The organism is Acinetobacter haemolyticus (assembly GCF_900406815.1).
Lineage (GTDB): Bacteria > Pseudomonadota > Gammaproteobacteria > Pseudomonadales > Moraxellaceae > Acinetobacter > Acinetobacter haemolyticus_A.
Genome location: NZ_OVCN01000005.1, coordinates 151,239 through 171,616 on the forward strand (window position 1 = coordinate 151,239; position 20,378 = coordinate 171,616).

Genomic DNA, 20,378 nt, shown 5'->3' on the forward strand with positions numbered 1-20,378 from the left:
AAAGTGTTTTTTTACTATTCAATAAAAAAGCCCCCAATTTTGGAGGCTTTTTTGTACAAATCAGACCATTAGTGTTGTTGTGACATCATAAAATGCAATGGAGACAGAATTTCTGCTTTCAAAGCCAAGTTAATCATCGGATCTGGGTACACACCCAAGAACAAGACTAATAATGCAGCACCCAGTACCATGATACCGCCCACTTTAGTTCCCCAATGTGCATCAGCATCAATACGAGGTACATCTGGTGGTGTCATATACATGACAACCATCACACGAAGGTAATAATATAAACCAATACCACTACCCACAACGATCATCGCTGCCAGGAACCAATGTTGAGTTGTAACTGCTGCCAACACTACCAAGAACTTACCGATAAAGCCTGCAGTTAATGGAATACCCGCAAGAGACAACATCATCACTGTTAATGTCGCAGTCAAAATCGGACGGCGCCAGAACAAACCGCGATAGTCGGCAAGACTTTGTGCCTCATCCACGTTGTTATATGGGCTCGACATCAATGCAACAGCACCGAAGGCACCGATAGTCGTCAATACATAAGTAATCACATATACCGTAACACTGCCCAAACTTGCATAGGTCATGCTGATTAAAGCAATCAACAAATAACCAAAATGTGCAATGGATGAATAACCCAAGATACGCTTTAAATTCACTTGACGCACAGCGAGTAAGTTACCCACTACAATCGACAATACTGCAAGAATCGTCAAAATCGTAACCAGCGATTGCTCTAAAATTGCACCTGAAGTCAACAAGTAACGAACAAATAGACCAACAGTCGCCACTTTAGCAGCCGTTGCCAAGAAAGTTGCCATTGGCGCTGGTGCACCTGCATACACATCTGGTGTCCATTTGTGGAATGGTGCAAGCGAGAGTTTGAATGCTACAGCAAAAATAATTAATGCCAGACCCAATAACACCATTGGTTGATCAATCACAGCAAATAAATTCTGTACTGAATCATAGAATGATAACGAGCCTGTATATGCATAGATATATGCCATGCCCATCAACAACATTGCCGATGCTGTTGCTGAAAGCACGAGATATTTAATCCCTGCTTCCAACGACTGGCTACGTTGATAGGTATACGCCAACATGCCATAAATTGGAATTGACATGAGTTCAAGGCTGATAAAGAACGCTGCATAATGAGAGCTTGCAACCAACAACATTGCACCTGCTACTGAAGACAGTAACAAGATATAAAGCTCTTCACGATTGTCTTTATAGGTCTCGATATAAGCATGAGACAAGGTACAACAAGCCAAAGCAGCAATCAAAATCAAGAATTGATAGAGCATGGTAAATGGATCAACCATAAACATGCCCATCACATTTACTGGAGCAAAACCTCCAGTAAACATGGTATATGCAATTAAAATTGCAGCAAGGTTTAAACCTACAACCGAAGTTGTCGCAATTAAATTATGGTTACGCTTGATCGCAATCAACAACATCACAACGATTGCAGTCAACGCCACAATCATTACGGGTGCCAGTGGCATAAGCTCAGAAAAAGAAAGTGTGAAGTTCATGATTTATTGCATCTCCACATGTTCAAGTTGAGTTGCTGTCTGTTGAACGACTTCAACAACTTCTTGTACTGGCATATAACTATTTACAATCCACTGCATACTTGATTGTGAAACATCCAAGAATGTTTGTGGGTAAAGTCCTAACCAAAGTAAGCCAACCGCACATAGCATTAAAATACTAACTTCACGAGCAGATAGATCTTTGAGTGGGCTGGTGTAGTGCTGCTGCTGTTCTGGATTCGGTACACCAAATAGTGCTTTATGAATCAGAATCAAACCATATAGTCCAGCAAATACCAAGCTTACTGCGGCAATGATAGTGAAAGTCGGATAGGTATTGAAAGAACCCATCAGGATCAGGAATTCACCAATAAAGTTACCTAAACCTGGTACACCAACAAGTGCTGCAACAAAGAACATCAAGAAGAATGGCAAGTATTGCAGTTGACCACGTAAACCACCCATCAAACGTAAATCACGGGTATGTAAACGTTCATAGACTTGACCAGACATAATGAACAATGCAGCAGATGATAAACCATGCGCCAACATCATGATCATGAGGCCTTGGAAAGTCAGAATATTACCTGCATAAATTGCAAGTAAAATGAAACCCATGTGCGAAATAGACGTATACGCAAGTAGACGTTTCATATCTGTTTGTTGGTATGCGAGGAATGCCCCGTAGAAAATACCAATCAAACCGAGAATAATCGCAATATCTGCAAATTGTGCTGATGCTGCTGGGAAGAATGGAATGACAAAACGAAGCAAACCATAAGCCGCAGTTTTAATCAAAATACCCGCTAAGTCCACAGAACCCGCAGTTGGTGCTTGCGCATGTGCATCAGGTAACCAACCATGTAATGGGAATACTGGTAATTTGACTGCAAAACCGATGAAGAAACACAACATGAAGGCATATGCAACTTCAGGCGGTAAACGATGTGCTACAGCCATAAGATAGTTGTAATCAAAACCAATCATGCCTGTCATCAAATATCCATAAACCACAAGGCCTAGGATACCGATCAACATAATTAAACCAGCAATTTGGGTATACAAGAAGAACTTGGTTGCAGCATAAACACGTGAACGACCATTCGAACCTTTATGACCCCATAACGCAATCAAGAAATAGATTGGTACGAGCATCATCTCCCAGAAGAAGAAGAATAAGAATAAGTCAATCGCTAAGAATACACCGATCACCCCACCTAAACTCCAAAGGAGGTTTAAGTGGAAGAAACCAACATTCTTTTGAATCTCACCCCAAGAGCAACCTACAGCAAGCACACCAAGTAACGCTGTTAATAACACCATCAGTAGTGATAAACCATCTACTGCAAGGTGAATGCTAATACCTAAGGTTTGAATCCAAGGAAGATAAAACTCTGCAGCCCATGATGGCGTTTGGCCACCCATACTGTAGCTGAAAGTACCATTTTGCCAGAGAGCTATACCCAAACCAAAGGTGATGAGCATACCAATTAAGGCAATCCAACGCGGTAATTGTTGGTCGAATTTATCAACCAACCAACAAATGAAACCAGCAATGAAAGGAACTAAAATCAGTGCGGGTAAAATTAAATTGTTTTCCATTTTATTTCCCCACAACCTGAATCACGATCAAGATCATCAACAACACCACGATACCGAGTGACATGCTTGATGCGTATTCACGCAATGAACCTGTTTGACGCGCGCTTGTAAAGCTATTACCACCCTTCACAATCGCAGGCAATACCAGCCATAAACCATCAACAGGATCACGACCTAAGATTTTTGCAATAAACAAATATGGTTTTACAAACACGATGTCATACAAAGCATCAAAACCGAATGCTGTACGGCAGATATGCGCTAAACCTGCACCCAAAGAACTTTGAGCAAACGACTTGACAGCACCATAAGCAAAAGCAAACAGGAAAATACCTACGGCTAAACCAGCCAATGCAATCCCAACTGCTTTTAATTCAACACCATGCTGTAAATGCGCGAGAGCTTCAGTCATGGCAAACGCAGGAATACCAGCTTGATTTAAAATACCGATAACTGGCGCTTGTAATAACGCACCCACACCTGTTGAAAGTACAGCAAGAATAGCAAGTGGAGCCCAGTAAGTTGCGCCTTTGATTGGGTGATATGCAGTCTTTTCTTCGCCAAAGAATACGATCCAAATTAAACGGAAAGTATAGATAGATGTTAAGAAAGCACCCGCAACACCGACCCAGAACAAGGTACCAAAGGTTTCAATACCTGTGGTATGACCATGTGCCCAAACTTGCCATAAAATCGCATCTTTAGAGAAGAAGCCTACTGTCAAGAATGGAATTGCAGCTAAGGCACCGCCACCAATCGCGAAGCAAGCAAATAAGAATTTGTTATGCTTGAACAGACCACCCATCTTGAAAATGTTTTGTTCATGATGGTACGCCAAAATGACAGCACCTGAAGACAAGAACAATAACGCTTTGAAGAATGCGTGAGTCAACATATGGAACAAACCAGCTTGGTACGCTTCAGCACCCACTGCCATAAACATATAACCGAGCTGACTCATGGTTGAGTAAGCCAAGATACGTTTGATATCGGTTTGAACTAATGCAGCAAAACCAGCAACCAATAAAGTCACAGCACCTGTAATTGAAATGAATTGCATTACTTCTGGTGCCATCTCCATTACAGAGAACATACGGCAGCATAAGTACACACCCGCTGTAACCATCGTTGCAGCGTGGATCAATGCCGATACTGGTGTCGGACCAGCCATCGCATCTGCTAACCAAGTTTGTAATGGAATTTGTGCTGATTTACCTGCCGCGCCCAAGAACAACATCAATGCTGTCCAGATCGACAATGATGAGCTTTGTGTCATTACAGCTGCTGCATTTTCAACAATGTACTGAGTATTCAAAGTACCAAATTGTTGATAGAGCAAGAACAATGCGATGAGTAAAAATACATCACCTACACGTGTTACTGTAAATGCCTTGATTGCTGCCCAACCATTTGCAGGATTTGAGTAGTAGAAACCAATCAGTAAGTAAGAGCACAGACCTACACCTTCCCAACCCAAGAACAATAACGCCAAGTTATCGCCCAATACCAACAACAACATGCTGGCAACAAATAGGTTAAAGTAAGAGAAGAAACGGGCATAGTCCTCTTCACCACGCATATACCAAGATGCGAAAATGTGAATCAGGAAGCCCACCCCTGTGACCATTCCCATCATAATCAGGGAAAGACCATCCAACTGTAAACTAATGCCAGGTGCGAAACCACCGACATTGAACCATGTCCATAAATGCTGAACAAATACAGTATCGCCGCTATTGGTAAATGCTAAACCTGCAATTAATGCAAATAAAGCAGATAGACCCACTGAACCGACACCAATGATGGCTGCAACATTTTCAGAGAGCTTATTACGACCTGCCGCTAAAAGGATAAAACCAATGAGCGGGAATAAAATAGTTAAATATAAGGTACTCATCCGCGCATCTCACTAGCAGCATCTACATCCAAGTGATGGAAGCGATGATAGAACTGAAGGACGATCGCTAGGCCGATACATGCCTCTGCCGCAGCCAAGGTCAGGATCAAGATAAACATCACTTGACCATCTGGTTGCACCCAAGCACTACCTGCCAAGACGAATGCTAATGCAGCAGCATTCATCATGACTTCAAGACTCATTAACATAAATAGTAGATTGCGTCGCACCATTACACCGTAAAAACCCAGTGCAAAAAGAATGGTTGCAACAATCAAACCATGTTCTAAAGGGATGTGTCCCATTATTCTTTTTCCTCTTCTGCACCTGGCTCACGTTTACCTAAATGGAATGCTGCAACCAATGCTGCAAGCAATAACATCGCGGCAACTTCTACCAATAATAGATAATGCGTAAATAGAGCCTGCCCAACTGCTTTAGGACCAACCACCTCACGCCCCATTACTGCACCTGAAGTGGTGTAATCACTGCCCAGCATCCACACGAGGATCAAGCCCATAAGGAAGCTCATCAATGCAGGAAATGCCCATGCATCCGAAGTCAGCCATTTGCTTTCTTGTTCTACAGTGTCCTGTCCGAGATTTAACATCATGACCACGAAGACGAATAAGACCATGATCGCACCGGCATAAACGATGATTTCAAGTGCGCCTGCAAATGGCGCACCAACGATCATGAAAATACCCGCCACAGCAAGTAAGGATACGATTAAGCTCAATAGTGCATGCACAGGATTTGTATTCGTCACAACACGGATGGTTGAAACAATGGCCACAAGAGCCATCAAATAAAATGGCCACATCATGGTAATAAGCTCCGTACATCAACTGGCGCACTTTCTTTTTGCGCTTGACCTTTGTCTTTACCTGTCACAGCCATACCAGTCACGCGGTAGAAGTTATAGTCTGGATATTTACCTGTACCAGAAATGAGCAAGTTTTCTTTCTCATACACCAAATCCTGACGTACATATTCTGCAAGTTCAAAATCAGGTGTCATCTGGATCGCAGTCGTTGGACATGCTTCTTCACACATACCGCAGAAAATGCAACGTGAGAAGTTAATACGGAAAAACTCTGGATACCAACGTCCATCTTCTTTTTCCGCTTTTTGTAATGAAATACAGCCAACTGGACATGCAACCGCACATAGGTTACACGCCACACAACGCTCTTCACCATCTGGATCACGCGTTAAGATGATACGACCACGAAAGCGTGGAGGCACAATTTGTTCAGCTGGTACTTCTGGATATAAAATCGTGTCACGTTTACGTGTTGCATGGCTGAACACCATCCACAACGAACGTACAATCGATCCAAATCCAGCTAGAATTTTATACATTTTGTACTCCCTGCTGTCCTAGGCCTGATTCATCAGAATCACAGCACCAGTCACTAACAAGTTGACCAACGCCAATGGCAAACAAACTTTCCAACCAAAATTCATCACTTGGTCATAACGTGGACGCATCAATGAACCACGTGCCAAGACAAACATCATTACAAAGAATGCTGTTTTAATTACGAACCAAAAAACTGGCGGAACAAATGGAATTTCTAAGTTAAATGGTGCAAGCCATCCGCCGAAGAATAAAGTCACGATTAATGCTGAGATCAATACCACGTTGACATATTCTGCAACGAAGAACATCCCCCACTTCATACCACCATATTCAACATGGTAACCTTCTGCCAACTCTTGCTCAGCTTCAGGTTGGTCAAATGGATGACGGTGCGTTACCGCAACACCAGCAACCACAAAGATCAAGAAACCTAAGAATTGTGGGATGATGAACCACATATCACGTTGTGCTTCAACAATCTCACGTAGGTTGAATGAACCTGCAATCGCCACCACACCCATCAACGAAATACCCAAGAACACTTCGTAAGAAATGGTTTGTGCCGCTGAACGAAGACCACCAAGCAATGAGTATTTGTTATTCGATGCCCAACCACCAAATAGCACTGCGTAGACTGCAATACCCGCCATTGCCATAAAGAACAATAGACCGATACTCATATCTGCAACACCCAACATTGGGCTCACAGGAATGACCATAAAGGAAAGTACCGCAGTTGCCATCGCAACTGCTGGTGCTAAACGGAAAGTCAACTTATCAGCAAACTTTGGTGTCCAGTCCTCTTTGAACATGATCTTGAGCATGTCGGCAACGATCTGGAACATACCTCCAGGGCCAACACGGTTTGGACCATAACGGTCTTGCCATAATGCCAACAGACGACGCTCAATAAACGACATCAACGCAGCAACCAATACCACCACAAGCAAGATCACAATGGCTTGAATCACTGAGTAGGCAATCGGCCAGTTCTCAGCCCAAAGTGGCGTTTGACGTATAATTTCTTGATTCATGAATTACACTCCTACCGCCACAGAAACAGGCTCTGCCAATGAAACTGTTGGTGCTAAGCCAATTGGATAACCAATATAACCTGTTGGTAAATATTCAATCACTTGTACAGGTAAGCTAATGCTGGTTTCGCCAGCTTTTACCGTAATACGTTGACCATCTTGAACATTTAAACGTGTCGCATCTTGCTCACCGACCGCAAACATTGCTTCAGGAATACGAGATTCCATTGCTGGTGTTTTAATGGTGAATTCACCAGAACCAAAGATATGGTGCATAGGTACAAGACGGAAGCTTTCAGGGTTCACCACAACAGCAGTTGGTGCAACATAGCTACGTGCAGGACGTTTTGCTAAATGATCAAAAAGACGAACACCAGAATCACCACCTTTTAAGTGACCACCCACTTCATCTTGGTATTTGTTCCAAGCTTGAGGTGAGTTCCAACCCGCTGACCATGCGAAAGGCACCAATGAAGACGCTGTTTGATTACCGACATAACCTTCCATTGAGAAGGTTAATGCTGAATCAGGATCAGTTGGTTGTTTAGGCTCATGAACAGATAATGGTGCACGCATTGCGGTACGACCAGAATAACGACGTGGTTCACGCGCAATTTTTAAACCATGGATACGATAGCCAGCATCTGGTGCAACATCTTGAATCGCTTCAAGCACAGGAACATTTTTCACGATGTCATCAATCACATCATCAAGAAGTGTCCAATCTACAGCTTTACCTTTGAGACCTGTCTCAACGGCATGTAACCAACGCCAAGATTCTTTGATTGCATATTCAGGCTTGTAGTAGCTTGGGTCATACACTTGATAGAAGCGTTGTGCACGTCCTTCTTGACTGACTACAGTTCCGTCACCTTCCGCAAAACTGGCAGCAGAAAGAACAATATCTGCAAGTTTCAAGGTTTCAGTTTCGCTGTGATCCAATACAATCACAGTTTCAGCTTTATCCAATGCAGCTTTGACTTGAGCAACTGGGATACGACGAGTTAAGTCATTTTCAACTACAACCACTGCATCATAATCTTGTGCAAACGCTTGTTCTAAGCTTAAGCCACCGAATAATGCTAAGCCCATTGAGTTCACTTCAGGAACTGTCAATGATAAGCCCGCATTTTCACCTAGATTCTGAGCAAGTTGTGCAGCAGCTTCCATAATTGCTGGATCTTGTAAGCTGGTACCAGAGATAATCAATGGCTTTTTCGCAGCTTTTAAGGTATCAGCAATGGTTTGTGCAAATGCTTTTGCGTCATCATCAAGACCAGATACTGTTTCACCTTTCACAGCAGCAGCAACCGCAAAACCTAAACGTGCAATATCGTTTGGAGAAGCAACCACTTCACCTGTTGCCACATCCGCTAAACGCGTTTGTGTTGCAGCAAGAATATAAATCGGTGATTTTGCTTCTTGACCAATACGTTGTACAGGTTCTGCTAACCAGTCAGGTGTACGCGTTTTAGCAGCCATTTCTTTCGCTTTATTTTTCGCAGCTTGGCGAACCGACAAAGCCATACGTGGTGCTGTTTGCGTTAAGTCTTCACCCAAGATCAACACGGCATCATAGCTTTCAATTTCACGCATGTTCGGGTTATAGATACCCTCTGTTTGCATGATAGATGCAGCTAACTCCACCAAGTTCTGCTCTTTTTGAGACATACCTGTTGAATAGTTATCTTGACCAACAAGTTGGCGAAGTGCGTAGTTTGATTCCAAGCTTGCGCGAGGAGAACCAATACCTAAAACTTTTTTACCTTTAAGCTGCGCAATGACTTGATCAAGTGCCTGATCAACACTCACGGTTGCTACAGTTTCACCATTACGGAATTGAGGTTGACGCGGACGATCTTCACGATTGACATAACCCGTACCAAAACGACCTTTATCACAAAGGAAGTATTGATTGACTGAACCATTAAAACGGTTTTCAACACGACGGATTTCGCCATAACGCTCACCCGGAGAAATGTTACAGCCAGAAGAGCAACCAAAGCAGACACTTGGCGCATACTGCATGTCCCACTTACGGTTATAGCGTGCTGAATGTGTCTTATCAGTAAACACACCTGTTGGACAGACTTCTGTCAAGTTACCAGAGAATTCTGATTCTAAAGTACCCGACTCTGGACGACCAAAGTAAACACGTGAAGCATTGGCATACACACCAAAGTCTGTACCGCCTGCATAGTCTTTGTAGTAACGCACACAACGATAACATGCGATACAACGGTTCATCTCATGCGCAATAAACGAACCTAACTCTTGGTTATGATGGGTACGTTTAGTAAAGCGATAGCGACGACGATCATGCTGTGTCATCACCGTCATATCTTGTAAATGACAGTGACCACCTTCTTCACAAACTGGACAGTCATGTGGGTGGTTCGTCATCAAGAATTCAACAATCGATGCACGAAACTCTGTTGCTTCTTTATCTTCAATCGAAATATAAGTATTGTCAGCGGCTGGTGTCATACAAGACATCACCAAACGCCCACGTGTGTCCTCAGGATTCGCGTATTGAGTTACCGCACATTGACGACAAGAACCAACAGAACCTAAGGATGGGTGCCAACAAAAATACGGGATATCGATGCCAAGGCTAAGACATGCTTGTAGCAAGTTTTCTGAGCCGTTGACTTCATACGATTTTCCATCGACATGAATTGTAGCCATAGTCGAATTCCTTAAACCTGTTCTACATCACGAGTTGCTGCATGGGTACTTACCTTTGCTTCAAACTCATGACGGAAATATTTTAATGCGCCCATCAGTGGCTCCATCGCACCAGGTGCGTGGGCACAGAAAGTCTTACCAATCCACAACTTTTTAGTAAGTTCAGAGAGATGTTGAATATCCTCCATCTTCCCTTCACCATTTTCGAGTGCTTTCAGTGCTTTAACAGCCCACGGTAAACCATCACGACATGGTGTGCAGAAACCACAAGACTCACGCGCAAAGAATTCTTCTAGATTACGGGTCGCTGAAACCATACATTGCGTTTCATCTACCACCATCAACAGACATGTTCCTAAACGAGAACCTGCCTTCATGATGCTTTCAGCATCCATTGGCAAGTCAATATGTTCAGCAGCCAAGAAATCTGTTGATGCGCCGCCCGGTAACCATGCTTTCAGTGTTAAACCATCACGCATACCACCCGCATGATCTTCAATTACTTCACGCGCTGTTGTACCAAATGGCAATTCCCAAAGCCCAGGGAACTTCACCTTACCTGATGCACCGTAAATCTTAGTTCCAGGATCTTTAGACTTGTGTGCAGACAAGTTGATGTACCATTCAGGTCCACGCAACATAATCGCAGGCAAGTTATTGTAGGTTTCAACGTTGTTGACAATCGTCGGACGACCCCATGCACCCGCAACTTGTGGGAATGGTGGTTTAGTACGTGGATTGGCACGGCGACCTTCAAGTGAATTAATCAATGCGGTTTCTTCACCACAGATATAACGACCTGCACCCGTGTGAACATGCATTTCAAAGTTCCAGCCCGTACCGAGGATATTTTCACCTAAGTAACCTTTGGCACGGATTTGCTCTAATGCTTCATTTAGGTATTGAGCAGCTTCGATATATTCACCACGAATGAAGATATAACCATGCGTTGCTTCTAAGGTATAACCTGCAATCAACATCCCCTCGATCAATTGATGAGGAAGTTTTTCCATCAACAAACGGTCTTTGAAGGTACCTGGCTCCATTTCATCGGCATTACAGATCAAATAGCGAGGACCAGAATTATCATTTGGCGCCATCAATGACCATTTAATACCCGCAGGGAAACCTGCACCACCACGGCCTTTAACCGTCGCAGCTTTAATGACTTCAAGTACATCTTTTGGTGGCATGCTGAGTGCTTTTTTAAAGCCTGCATAACCTTCAAGTGCTTCGTAGTCATCAGCATTGCGTACTGCATCTTGCTTACTCAAACGCCAAGTCAGCGGATGAGTTTCTGGATTACCGTCGCCATAAATTGGTTTTGGTTCAGTATTCATACATACTTCTCCAATAACTGTTTAACTGATGATACGTCCACTAAACCGTGGGTATCTTCATCAATCATTAACGTTGGACCTTTGTCACAATTACCTAAACAGCAAATTGGGAGCAAGGTAAAACGACCATCAGCTGTAGTTTGCCCATACTGGATACCCAACTCACGTTGGAACGCTTCTGCAAGCGTTTCTGCACCCATCAAGAAACAAGCAATTGAATCACACAATAAAATTACATGACGCCCCACAGGTTGGCGGTAGATACGGTTATAGAATGTTGCTACACCTTCCAAATCCGCCACACTGATTGTCAATAATTGCGCAATTGCATTCATTTGTGCATCATCTACCCAACCGTTACGGCGTTGTACACACTTCAATGCATCCAATGAAGCTGCACGTGGGTATGGGTAATGACCAATGTGATGTTCAATTTCATGGATTTCATCCGCAGTCAAAATCCCTTCAACATTCACACGTGGTTTTTTATCAGTCAAAATCATCATAATCGTTTACCCCTAGCGATCCACGTCAGCCATAACCACATCAATGGTCGCCAAATAAATGATCAAGTCAGATACCAAGCTGCCGTTAATCACGGAAGGAATTTGCTGTAAGTGCGTGAACGTTGGTGTACGAATACGGGTACGGTAACTCATCGTCGACTTATCCGAAGTGAGGTAATAGGTACTCGCACCTTTCACCACTTCAGTCATAAAGGATGCTTCACCTGCAGGCATTACAGGACCCCATGACACGCTCAAGAAGTGCGTAATCAAGGTTTCAATATCTTGTAATGTCTTATCTTTCGGTGGTGGAACAGCCAATGGATGATCCGCTTTATATGGACCAGAAGGCATGTTATCCAAGCACTGTTGAATGATTTTCAAAGACTCAGTGATTTCACGGAAATGTACCAATACGCGTGCATATGCATCGCCTTCATATTCCACTGGAATATCAAAGTCGAAGTTTTCATAACCACTGTATGGACGATATTTACGAACGTCAAAATCAATACCCGTCGCACGTAAACCTGTACCTGTCACACCCCAAGCCAACGCAGATTTAGCATCATATTGCGCAACGTTACGCGTACGACCGATAAATACTGAGTTTTTCAGGGCGGCGGTGTAGTACTCGTTCAAACGTTTCGGCATCCACTCCAACAATTCCTTAACTAGCTTTTGCCAATTGTTTGGAAGGTCGTGTGCTGTACCGCCGATGCGGAACCATGCTGGGTGCATACGGTAACCCGTAATCGCCTCAACGATGTCGTAAACTTTTTGACGGTCAGCGAACATATAGAATACTGGCGTCATACCACCCGCATCCTGAATCGCTGTACCACAGTAAAGTAAGTGGTTATTGATACGGAATAATTCGTTCAACATGACACGAATGACTTGCGCACGCTCAGGTACTTTAATCCCTGCAAGCTGCTCAACCGCCATCACATATGGCATGTTTTGCGCACAACCACCTAAGTAGTCAACACGATCCGTATAAGGGATGAATGAATGCCAAGTTTGACGTTCAGCCATCTTTTCCACACCACGGTGGTGATAACCGATATCTGGCACACAGTCTTTGACTTCTTCGCCGTCCAACTGTAAAACCACACGGAAAGCACCATGCGCAGATGGATGGTTAGGACCCAAGTTCAAGAACATGAAGTCTTCGTCATCATTGCCGCGTGTTAGACCCCAATCTTCTGGTACAAAACGCAAATGCTCTTGCTCGAAATCTTGCTTGGCTTGATCTTGCATATACGGCGTATATTCTGTCGCACGGGCAGAATATTCTTTACGTAATGGATGACCTTCCCAATAAGTCGGCAATAAGATACGACGAAGCATTGGATGCCCGGCGAAATCAATTCCAAACATATCGTAAGCTTCACGCTCGTACCAGTTGGCATTTGGCCAAATATTGGTTGCCGTTGGAATACTTAAATCATTTTCATTCAACGCAACTTTGATACGAATATCACTATTACGCTCAAGCGATAATAAGTGATAGAACACTGTGAAGTCAGATGGTGGCAACCCATCACGGTGAACACGCAAACGCTCATCTACCGCAGATAAGTCAAACAACATCACATAAGGACGTTCCACTTTACGGAGGAACATAAGGACTTCTTGCACGCGTGCGCGCTCAACCCAGACTGTTGGAAACTCTTCACAAGTCGTCTGCACGTAAAAGTTCTCACCAAATTTGGTTTTGAGCTCTTCTACAATTGCAAATGCTGGGCGTGAATCGACTTGAGTCGATTCTGGCATAGCAATGTCAGTTTCAGCCATTGGCTTGGCTTCCTATTTAATACAAATTCTGGCAATTCTTTCCGATGACCATATCCATCAGGGATATGTCAAAAACTCATCGTTAAAATTATTTAATTTCATCCATAGAGCGTAAGTTTTTCACCGCAATACGTTCAGCATTTTTACGGTCACGTTCTGGCATCATCTTTGGCTTATACACAGGCTGAAGATCATCACCAATAACCGCTGAAAGTGGACGGCGCTCTAGTTGAATTTGGTCTTGAAGTAACATCAATGCTTGAATCAATGCTTCTGGACGTGGTGGGCAACCTGGGATGTACACATCAACAGGAATAATTTTGTCTACACCTTGAACCACTGAATAGATGTCGTACATACCACCTGAGTTAGCACAAGCACCCATTGAGATCACCCATTTTGGTTCCAACATTTGTTCGTACAAACGCTGAATAACAGGTGCCATTTTAACGAAGCAAGTCCCTGCAACAATCATCAAGTCAGCCTGACGTGGTGAAGCACGAATAACCTCAGCACCAAAACGTGATAAGTCATGTACGCCTGTCAAAGTTGTTGCATATTCAACGTAGCAGCATGATGTACCAAAGTTAAATGGCCATAATGAGTTTTTACGTCCCCAGTTGACTGCGGTATGCAACACATCTTCAAGACGTGTCATCATCACACTTTTATTCACTTCTTCCTCAAGTGGATCAGTGACGATTTGACGATCTTGCAATGGATATTGATCGGCATCTGGATTCGCACGGGTTAAAGTATATTTCATCCCGACTTACTCCTGTTCAAATGATGATGTAGTCGGTGTTTTAGATTTAACACGACCAGAAGACTGTGCTGGAATTTGACCAGTAGGATCGACAACGAGCTCTTCGATATTATTGAATCGAGTAATGTCAGCGATATTCATATTTGGTGAACCAATTTTTGTTTTGATCCCTGCCGCTTTACGACGATCAGAAGGTGCCCAATTCAGTCCACCTGTTGAAAGCTCGTAAATCAAACCAATCAATAAAATCAAAATAAAAATTGCAGCAGCTGCAAAGCCAACCCAACCTACTTCACGCACAGAAGTTGCCCACGCGTAGAGGTAAAGTGCTTCTAAATCAAAAACGACAAAGAAAATTGCAACTAAATAGAATTTGGCTGACAAGCGAATACGGGCACCGCCCGCACTCACTACACCTGATTCAAACTGTTCTTGCTTGGCACGTCCCCATGCTTTACCCCCAAGGAGTAAAGGAACGGTCAGCATAAAAACGCAAAGAAATGTAACGCCGATCACGAAGGCAATAATCGCCCAATCGTATGGAGTAATGGCACTCATGCGGGGATAACTCCTGGCAGGCCTATTTTTAACAAAGAATGTATGTATTGGCCTTCAAATACACCAAACACAAAATTAATTCCGCCAATTGTACCTGATTTCTAATTTCTCATGCTAGTTGAAGCGCTTTAGTCTTTCGGATGATTTTGTCCTTAAATTTACAAATATATCCAATAACATGGTTAATTCACCCTCAAAAATCGAATTAACTAATCAAACACCAAAAGTTAATCATTTTTTTCTTTACTTATGCGCCAAAAACATTCGTCTTTGATACCCTCTGCGCAAAAATATTGCAGCATGAACTAAATCATTGCATTGCGACAAATTTATGATGAAAATTTAAACAAAATTTATATAATAGCGCGACCAAATTCCTCTTATGGAAATGCGTCAGAATGCCTCACCCAAAAGCAGCATTAAAACCCCTCTCGCTCTTCCAACTCTTTCTACTTTTTGCTGAGGTTATTTTTCTGTGCTGCTTACTCGGTATCGCCACGCGACACCTCAGCTTTCTCGCTTCTTTTTGGCCTGCAAATTCAGTATTACTTGGTTTATTAATCCGCTTCCCACATACACGTCATCCCATCAGTTTTATCGGCGCAATTGTGGGATACTTGATTGCCGACACTATCCAAGATACTCCTCTTTTATTAACTTTTAGTTTAACCACAGCCAACCTGCTCTATGTCATCACCACACTGGCCCTATACATCCGTTTTAGTACATTTATTCGCTCGATGCATCATGGCTATTTTATTTATTTTTATTCAGTTTTTGTTGTATTGGCGGTTTAAGCAGTGCCTTATTTGCAGCAATTTTACTGCCTTATTTAAACACGCCCTTTGCTTTAGATTCATTTTGGGAAGACTTTGGTTTTTGGTTTACGTCCGAAATTCAAAATGCAGTATTGCTGTTACCCGCACTTATTAGCTTGCCGCATCTAACGCCCCTCAAACAATGCTTAAAAGAGCTTAAAAATACAACGGTTCAAACGACCTTACCTCTGATTGCGGTCATCGTTTCTATTGTAATTGCCTATTATGATGCTGGACCGGGATCACTACTTTACCCCATAGCCCCATTGATCTGGTGCGCGCTGCGATACCAACATTTCTCTGTAACGATCATTAGCTCAATCAGTTGCGTTTTTATTATTTATCATGTCTCTCAAAACTATTTATTGCTTTATCCGGATAATTATTTAAATAACACGATATCAACACGACTTGGGTTGATCATGATGACCATAGCGCCACTCACCGTTTCCAGTATCAATAAAGTCAGATCCAAGCTCATTGAAGAATTACAACATACGCTTGCCCATGATGAGTTAACTTCTAGCTTAACGCGACGGCAATTCCTACAATCCCTTCAACTCCTCCAAGAGCAAGCCAGGAACGCAGGACAAACCAGTGCTTTTTTGATGCTTGATATTGACCACTTTAAACACATCAATGACAGCTATGGTCATCAGGTCGGTGATCGTGCCTTACAACACTTTGTTAAAACCACTCAGATATTCTTAAATCCTCAAGACCTATTTGGTCGCTTAGGAGGTGAGGAATTTGCAATTTTCATTAGTGACACCAATGAAGATGCCGCCTATCAATGCGCTGAACAGATTCGCCAACACCTCAGCCAATCCCCAATCGAGCGAGAACCTTCACAGTTTTTTTCTATTCAAACCAGCATCGGCATTTGCATCAATACCCCCGAAAAAGATTACTCAACTGAACAATTATTCAAACATGCCGATGATGCGCTTTATCGCGCCAAGCGACAAGGACGAAACCAAGTGGTTATTTCGACATAATCTGTTGCAATTCAGCAAAGTACTTTAATTATCTTTATACACAGCGTCAGCAATAGAACGGTATTCTAAAGATAGACAAGAAGGAGAAAAAATATGCAGCTAAAATTCGCACACGATTCAGATTATTTCTTTTTTTCGCAACTCCTCATGCGCCATATTGAAAATTATATTCAAAAGCACCCAGATGCGGATAATGCTATTTTTGATTTAAGGGACATTTACGACGTATTTCGAGAAGACTTTGCATCAACCACAACCAACCTCGAAGGTATTCTTAATATTGCTGATACTTATCGGGTTGAGACTTTGAATGGAGATGAACGACTGATCCAAAATTATAAAATTGATGTTAAAAACAATTCTTTATTGATTGATTTCAATGCGGATGCTTTACGAAGTTTAAGATCTGGTCATCCCTTAATCGAACCAGATTCTTCTCTACAAGAATAATGTGATCTTCTCTACATCCCGCTGAGTATGCTATTTCGCCAAAGTCAAATTATGCTTTGGCAATTTTAATGGTTTTTCTAAAATATTGAGGAGGCTGCAATCAATCTCTCAGCCCCCTTGAGTTATTATCATTTTTTTGTAGTTTGTTTATAACGCTTTGCAGGCCAAGTCATAATAAAACGCGCGCCCCCTAGGTTTGGACTTTGATCGACTTGAATCGTCCCGCCAAACCAATACGCAATACGACTTACAATAGACAAACCTAAGCCATAGCCCCCTGAAGCACGAGTACGACTATCATCAAGACGAGCGAAGGCTTCAAAAATTCGAGAACGATCTTCTTCAGGAATCCCTGGACCATCATCCTCAACACAGACATAGGCTTGGCCATCTGCACGAACACCACCACTGATACGCACCTTATGATCGCAATAACGCACCGCGTTACCCACAAGGTTCTGTACCACACGATGTAAATAGCGACGTTCTGCATCGACTTTTAACACCAATGAAGGCGCAATCAATTCAATCTCTTTTTGTGTTTTTAATGCTTCAGTTTCCATTGCCACTTGATCAAGCACTTCAACCAACACAATTTCTTCGAAATCTAGCGATGGGGTTCCCTGCTCCAGTTTGGCATAGGTCATGATTTCATCAATCAAGGTGTTCAATGCCTCAATATCTTTATCAATCATGTCAACCTGCTGAATACGATAATTATAATCATCTTCCTCAGCCAGCATTTCCATCCCAAAACGGATTCGTGCCACTGGTGTTCTAAGCTCATGCGAAACAGCACGCATTAACTCACGCTGCGCCTCGATCAAACGTTGAATATGATCCGACATATTGTTATAGCTTGAAGCTAAATTTGCCATTTCATCGCTACCTTCGATCGGTACACGCAATGACAGATCACCAGACTTCATTTTATTTAAAGCATAACGAACCTGACGGATTTTTCGCTCTAACGGCAAGATCAGCCCATAGACACCTAAGCTCAACAAGAACAAGCTAAATAAGGTAATACCTGCGGAAAGCTGGAAAGGCATCCAGTTAAACATCGGCACAGGACCCAAGATCAAGACTCGTGCAGGATAGTTCGGCATGGGTGAAACAATCGAAATCGTGGTACCACGTATCGTCGCACTATCTTTATATAGCAACACGCTTTGGTCTTGGCGTAGACGTCCTACTTGCTCTGAATCTAGATTCACATCCCGAATATCCATGATTTCAATTGGATAATAAAAATGCTGTTTGATTCGTTCCAAATATTCACTTTCTTGTCCTGGATAAAACATCAAATAATCCAAGACAAAAATTGGCAACGCCTTCATTTGGCGTTCGCCTATCTTATCGACTTTGATATAGAGGAAATGCTGCGGATCATCTTTCAGACCGATGATGATATAGCCCACGCCATGATTCGCATCATATCGAACCACCGACTTTTGTTCAGCAATTCGCTTTTTTTCAGTCCGAGACAATTCAACTCGTGCCGCATCTACATAATAAATCGGCAATTCCAACAAATCAGAAGCATCAGAAATCCAATCTAATTTCTGCTGTTTTTCAGGTTGGCGAGATACCCCCTCACTAATAACGTAGGAAATACCATCTGTAAGCGATTCTCGATATTCTTGCGCACGCTGATAGTTAATGATTTGGACCAGCAAATAACAAAATGCGGCAACCACAACCACCAATACGACCAAACCAGCATAAATTCGCAAGAATATGCTGTTCTTCAGTACTCGACTCACCATAAGGGATATGATTCCAAATTATTCAACAACTTCTCCTTCTCAGGAGAAGAAACCCTCCTTATAAGAAGGAGGGGGCTGAATTCTACATCCCATTGGTTTCTTTAACGAATAAATAACCTTTACTACGTACTGTTTTAATACGTTTTGGGTTTTCTGGGTCATCACCAATTTTCGGACGAATACGCGAAATACGAACATCAATCGAGCGATCTTGACCGTCATACTCGATACCACGTAAACGCTCAAAAATATCTTCACGAGACAAGATACGGCCAGCATTTGATGCTAACAACCATAACAAGTCATATTCCGCACTGGTAAAGTCAACCAACTCACCATGTAAAGTGACCGAACGACCACCATTGTCAATTACAAGATCATCAAATTCGATACGTTGTGCGACTTCATCTTCAACCGTTTTGTCGGTACGACGTAATAAAGCACGGATACGAGCAAGTAATACACGTGGTTGAACAGGTTTAGCAACATAGTCATCTGCACCCATTTCCAAGCCAAGCACCTGATCCATATCTTCGGTACGCGCAGTAAGCATCAGAATCGGTTGATGATAATGTGGACGTACTTCTCGACAAACGGTTAAACCGTCCGCACCTGGTAACATTACATCCAATACCACTAAATCAGGCTGCTCACTGATAATACGACGGATCGCACGATTACCGTCTGTCTCAACCCCAACTTCTAAACCGTTACGGATCAAATACTCTTGTGTTAAACGTGCTAAACGCTCGTCATCTTCTACGATTAGAATCTTCGGTAACTTTTCTTCTTGGCTCATTTATTTGCCCCTAATAATCTTACAGATACATTGGTTTATGTTTTGCAATATACACACGTTTACATTGTAAACAAGTGGCCTTCACCAAACTGATACACGCCTAGCCAGTTTTGTTATCTTTTTATTAAAATTATGAATTTTAATACCTTTTTCAGTTTTATCTGCGCTTTTTTGGCAGAATGAAGATTAAGTATATTTTTTGTGCCAATGTTAAACAATTTGTTTCTTCCTTCATCAAATAAAATTTAAGTGTTTGTTTTTTGAGTTATCCACAGAGTTATCTATACGTGTTTTTAAATCGCTTTGTTATGCTATGTCCCTGTGAAATCAGCAGTTAAGACATGAAAAAAAATTTAGTAAAATGTCAAGGATTGATCTGCTGGTAAAAATCCCGTATCTTGTGTTTAAAACAAACTTTAACC

16 protein-coding genes and 1 pseudogene are annotated in these 20,378 nt (G+C 42.5%); 2 read left to right on the forward strand and 15 right to left on the reverse strand.

Translation table 11 applies throughout. The features are described from left to right. Nucleotides 1–68 precede the first annotated feature (68 nt). The 13 genes from nuoN to ndhC form a co-directional block, all read right to left on the reverse strand. Nucleotides 69–1,565 carry an NADH-quinone oxidoreductase subunit NuoN gene (nuoN, locus tag DK207_RS05195; RefSeq protein WP_109440249.1) on the reverse strand — a complete coding sequence of 499 codons (1,497 nt, stop codon included), beginning with the start codon at nt 1,563–1,565 and terminating at the stop codon, nt 69–71. 3 nt (nt 1,566–1,568) lie between these two features. Continuing rightward, nucleotides 1,569–3,167 (reverse strand): NADH-quinone oxidoreductase subunit M, encoded by a 1,599-nt coding sequence (gene nuoM / locus DK207_RS05200; protein ID WP_109440250.1) that lies wholly within the window; start codon nt 3,165–3,167, stop codon nt 1,569–1,571. Between the two features lies 1 nt (nt 3,168). Next, complete coding sequence (gene nuoL, locus DK207_RS05205; protein ID WP_075316076.1) at nt 3,169–5,064, reverse strand: NADH-quinone oxidoreductase subunit L; 1,896 nt, start codon at nt 5,062–5,064, stop codon at nt 3,169–3,171. Then, a complete protein-coding gene (nuoK, locus tag DK207_RS05210; protein WP_075316077.1) occupies nt 5,061–5,369 on the reverse strand; it encodes an NADH-quinone oxidoreductase subunit NuoK in 309 nt (102 codons plus the stop codon). The genes nuoL and nuoK overlap by 4 nt, the downstream gene beginning before the upstream one ends. Beyond that, the gene (nuoJ, locus tag DK207_RS05215) at nt 5,369–5,887 is read right to left on the reverse strand and encodes an NADH-quinone oxidoreductase subunit J (RefSeq protein ID WP_171261759.1); all 519 of its coding nucleotides are present in this window, start codon (nt 5,885–5,887) and stop codon (nt 5,369–5,371) included. The genes nuoK and nuoJ overlap by 1 nt, the downstream gene beginning before the upstream one ends. Continuing rightward, the gene (nuoI, locus tag DK207_RS05220; protein ID WP_075316079.1) at nt 5,887–6,429 is read right to left on the reverse strand and encodes an NADH-quinone oxidoreductase subunit NuoI; all 543 of its coding nucleotides are present in this window, start codon (nt 6,427–6,429) and stop codon (nt 5,887–5,889) included. Before nuoI ends, nuoJ begins: the two co-directional genes overlap by 1 nt. Before the next feature lie 18 nt (nt 6,430–6,447). Further along, nucleotides 6,448–7,464 carry an NADH-quinone oxidoreductase subunit NuoH gene (gene nuoH, locus DK207_RS05225; protein WP_004638054.1) on the reverse strand — a complete coding sequence of 339 codons (1,017 nt, stop codon included), beginning with the start codon at nt 7,462–7,464 and terminating at the stop codon, nt 6,448–6,450. A 3-nt stretch (nt 7,465–7,467) separates the two neighbouring features. After that, nucleotides 7,468–10,152, reverse strand: coding sequence for an NADH-quinone oxidoreductase subunit NuoG (nuoG, locus tag DK207_RS05230; protein WP_075316080.1), 2,685 nt, complete (start codon nt 10,150–10,152; stop codon nt 7,468–7,470). 11 nt (nt 10,153–10,163) lie between these two features. Next, nucleotides 10,164–11,492, reverse strand: a complete 1,329-nt coding sequence (gene nuoF, locus DK207_RS05235; protein ID WP_008941874.1) for an NADH-quinone oxidoreductase subunit NuoF — start codon at nt 11,490–11,492, stop codon at nt 10,164–10,166. Beyond that, a complete protein-coding gene (gene nuoE / locus DK207_RS05240; RefSeq protein ID WP_004638051.1) occupies nt 11,489–11,998 on the reverse strand; it encodes an NADH-quinone oxidoreductase subunit NuoE in 510 nt (169 codons plus the stop codon). The genes nuoF and nuoE overlap by 4 nt, the downstream gene beginning before the upstream one ends. A 12-nt stretch (nt 11,999–12,010) precedes the next feature. Beyond that, nucleotides 12,011–13,798, reverse strand: coding sequence for an NADH-quinone oxidoreductase subunit C/D (nuoC, locus tag DK207_RS05245; RefSeq protein ID WP_004638050.1), 1,788 nt, complete (start codon nt 13,796–13,798; stop codon nt 12,011–12,013). A gap of 88 nt (nt 13,799–13,886) precedes the next feature. After that, on the reverse strand, nt 13,887–14,564 hold the full coding sequence (locus tag DK207_RS05250; protein ID WP_004638049.1) for a NuoB/complex I 20 kDa subunit family protein: 678 nt from the start codon (nt 14,562–14,564) through the stop codon (nt 13,887–13,889). 6 nt (nt 14,565–14,570) lie between these two features. Then, nucleotides 14,571–15,122, reverse strand: coding sequence for an NADH-quinone oxidoreductase subunit A (gene ndhC / locus DK207_RS05255; RefSeq protein WP_004638048.1), 552 nt, complete (start codon nt 15,120–15,122; stop codon nt 14,571–14,573). A 398-nt stretch (nt 15,123–15,520) separates the two neighbouring features. Between ndhC and DK207_RS05260 the strand changes: the two are divergent. Then, nucleotides 15,521–16,938 (forward strand): annotated as a pseudogene (locus DK207_RS05260) (diguanylate cyclase). A 93-nt stretch (nt 16,939–17,031) separates the two neighbouring features. Next, a complete protein-coding gene (locus DK207_RS05265; RefSeq protein WP_109440251.1) occupies nt 17,032–17,388 on the forward strand; it encodes a hypothetical protein in 357 nt (118 codons plus the stop codon). A 128-nt stretch (nt 17,389–17,516) separates the two neighbouring features. Here DK207_RS05265 and bfmS read toward each other — a convergent pair whose 3' ends face one another. Continuing rightward, nucleotides 17,517–19,157, reverse strand: a complete 1,641-nt coding sequence (gene bfmS, locus DK207_RS05270; RefSeq protein WP_109440252.1) for a sensor histidine kinase BfmS — start codon at nt 19,155–19,157, stop codon at nt 17,517–17,519. Nucleotides 19,158–19,239: 82 nt separating this feature from the next. Next, entirely contained in the window at nt 19,240–19,956 is a 717-nt protein-coding gene (gene bfmR / locus DK207_RS05275) for a response regulator transcription factor BfmR (RefSeq protein WP_005081325.1), read from the reverse strand. Between the last annotated feature and the right edge of the window lie 422 nt (nt 19,957–20,378).

Bases quoted from the DNA above. Each gene is read 5' to 3' on its own strand.
- nuoN (WP_109440249.1), bottom strand. From the start codon at position 1,565: ATGAACTTCACACTTTCTTTTTCTGAGCTTATGCCACTGGCACCCGTA.
- nuoM (WP_109440250.1), bottom strand. From the start codon at position 3,167: ATGGAAAACAATTTAATTTTACCCGCACTGATTTTAGTTCCTTTCATT.
- nuoL (WP_075316076.1), bottom strand. From the start codon at position 5,064: ATGAGTACCTTATATTTAACTATTTTATTCCCGCTCATTGGTTTTATC.
- nuoK (WP_075316077.1), bottom strand. From the start codon at position 5,369: ATGGGACACATCCCTTTAGAACATGGTTTGATTGTTGCAACCATTCTT.
- nuoJ (WP_171261759.1), bottom strand. From the start codon at position 5,887: ATGTGGCCATTTTATTTGATGGCTCTTGTGGCCATTGTTTCAACCATC.
- nuoI (WP_075316079.1), bottom strand. From the start codon at position 6,429: ATGTATAAAATTCTAGCTGGATTTGGATCGATTGTACGTTCGTTGTGG.
- nuoH (WP_004638054.1), bottom strand. From the start codon at position 7,464: ATGAATCAAGAAATTATACGTCAAACGCCACTTTGGGCTGAGAACTGG.
- nuoG (WP_075316080.1), bottom strand. From the start codon at position 10,152: ATGGCTACAATTCATGTCGATGGAAAATCGTATGAAGTCAACGGCTCA.
- nuoF (WP_008941874.1), bottom strand. From the start codon at position 11,492: ATGAATACTGAACCAAAACCAATTTATGGCGACGGTAATCCAGAAACT.
- nuoE (WP_004638051.1), bottom strand. From the start codon at position 11,998: ATGATGATTTTGACTGATAAAAAACCACGTGTGAATGTTGAAGGGATT.
- nuoC (WP_004638050.1), bottom strand. From the start codon at position 13,798: ATGGCTGAAACTGACATTGCTATGCCAGAATCGACTCAAGTCGATTCA.
- DK207_RS05250 (WP_004638049.1), bottom strand. From the start codon at position 14,564: ATGAAATATACTTTAACCCGTGCGAATCCAGATGCCGATCAATATCCA.
- ndhC (WP_004638048.1), bottom strand. From the start codon at position 15,122: ATGAGTGCCATTACTCCATACGATTGGGCGATTATTGCCTTCGTGATC.
- DK207_RS05265 (WP_109440251.1), top strand. From the start codon at position 17,032: ATGCAGCTAAAATTCGCACACGATTCAGATTATTTCTTTTTTTCGCAA.
- bfmS (WP_109440252.1), bottom strand. From the start codon at position 19,157: ATGGTGAGTCGAGTACTGAAGAACAGCATATTCTTGCGAATTTATGCT.
- bfmR (WP_005081325.1), bottom strand. From the start codon at position 19,956: ATGAGCCAAGAAGAAAAGTTACCGAAGATTCTAATCGTAGAAGATGAC.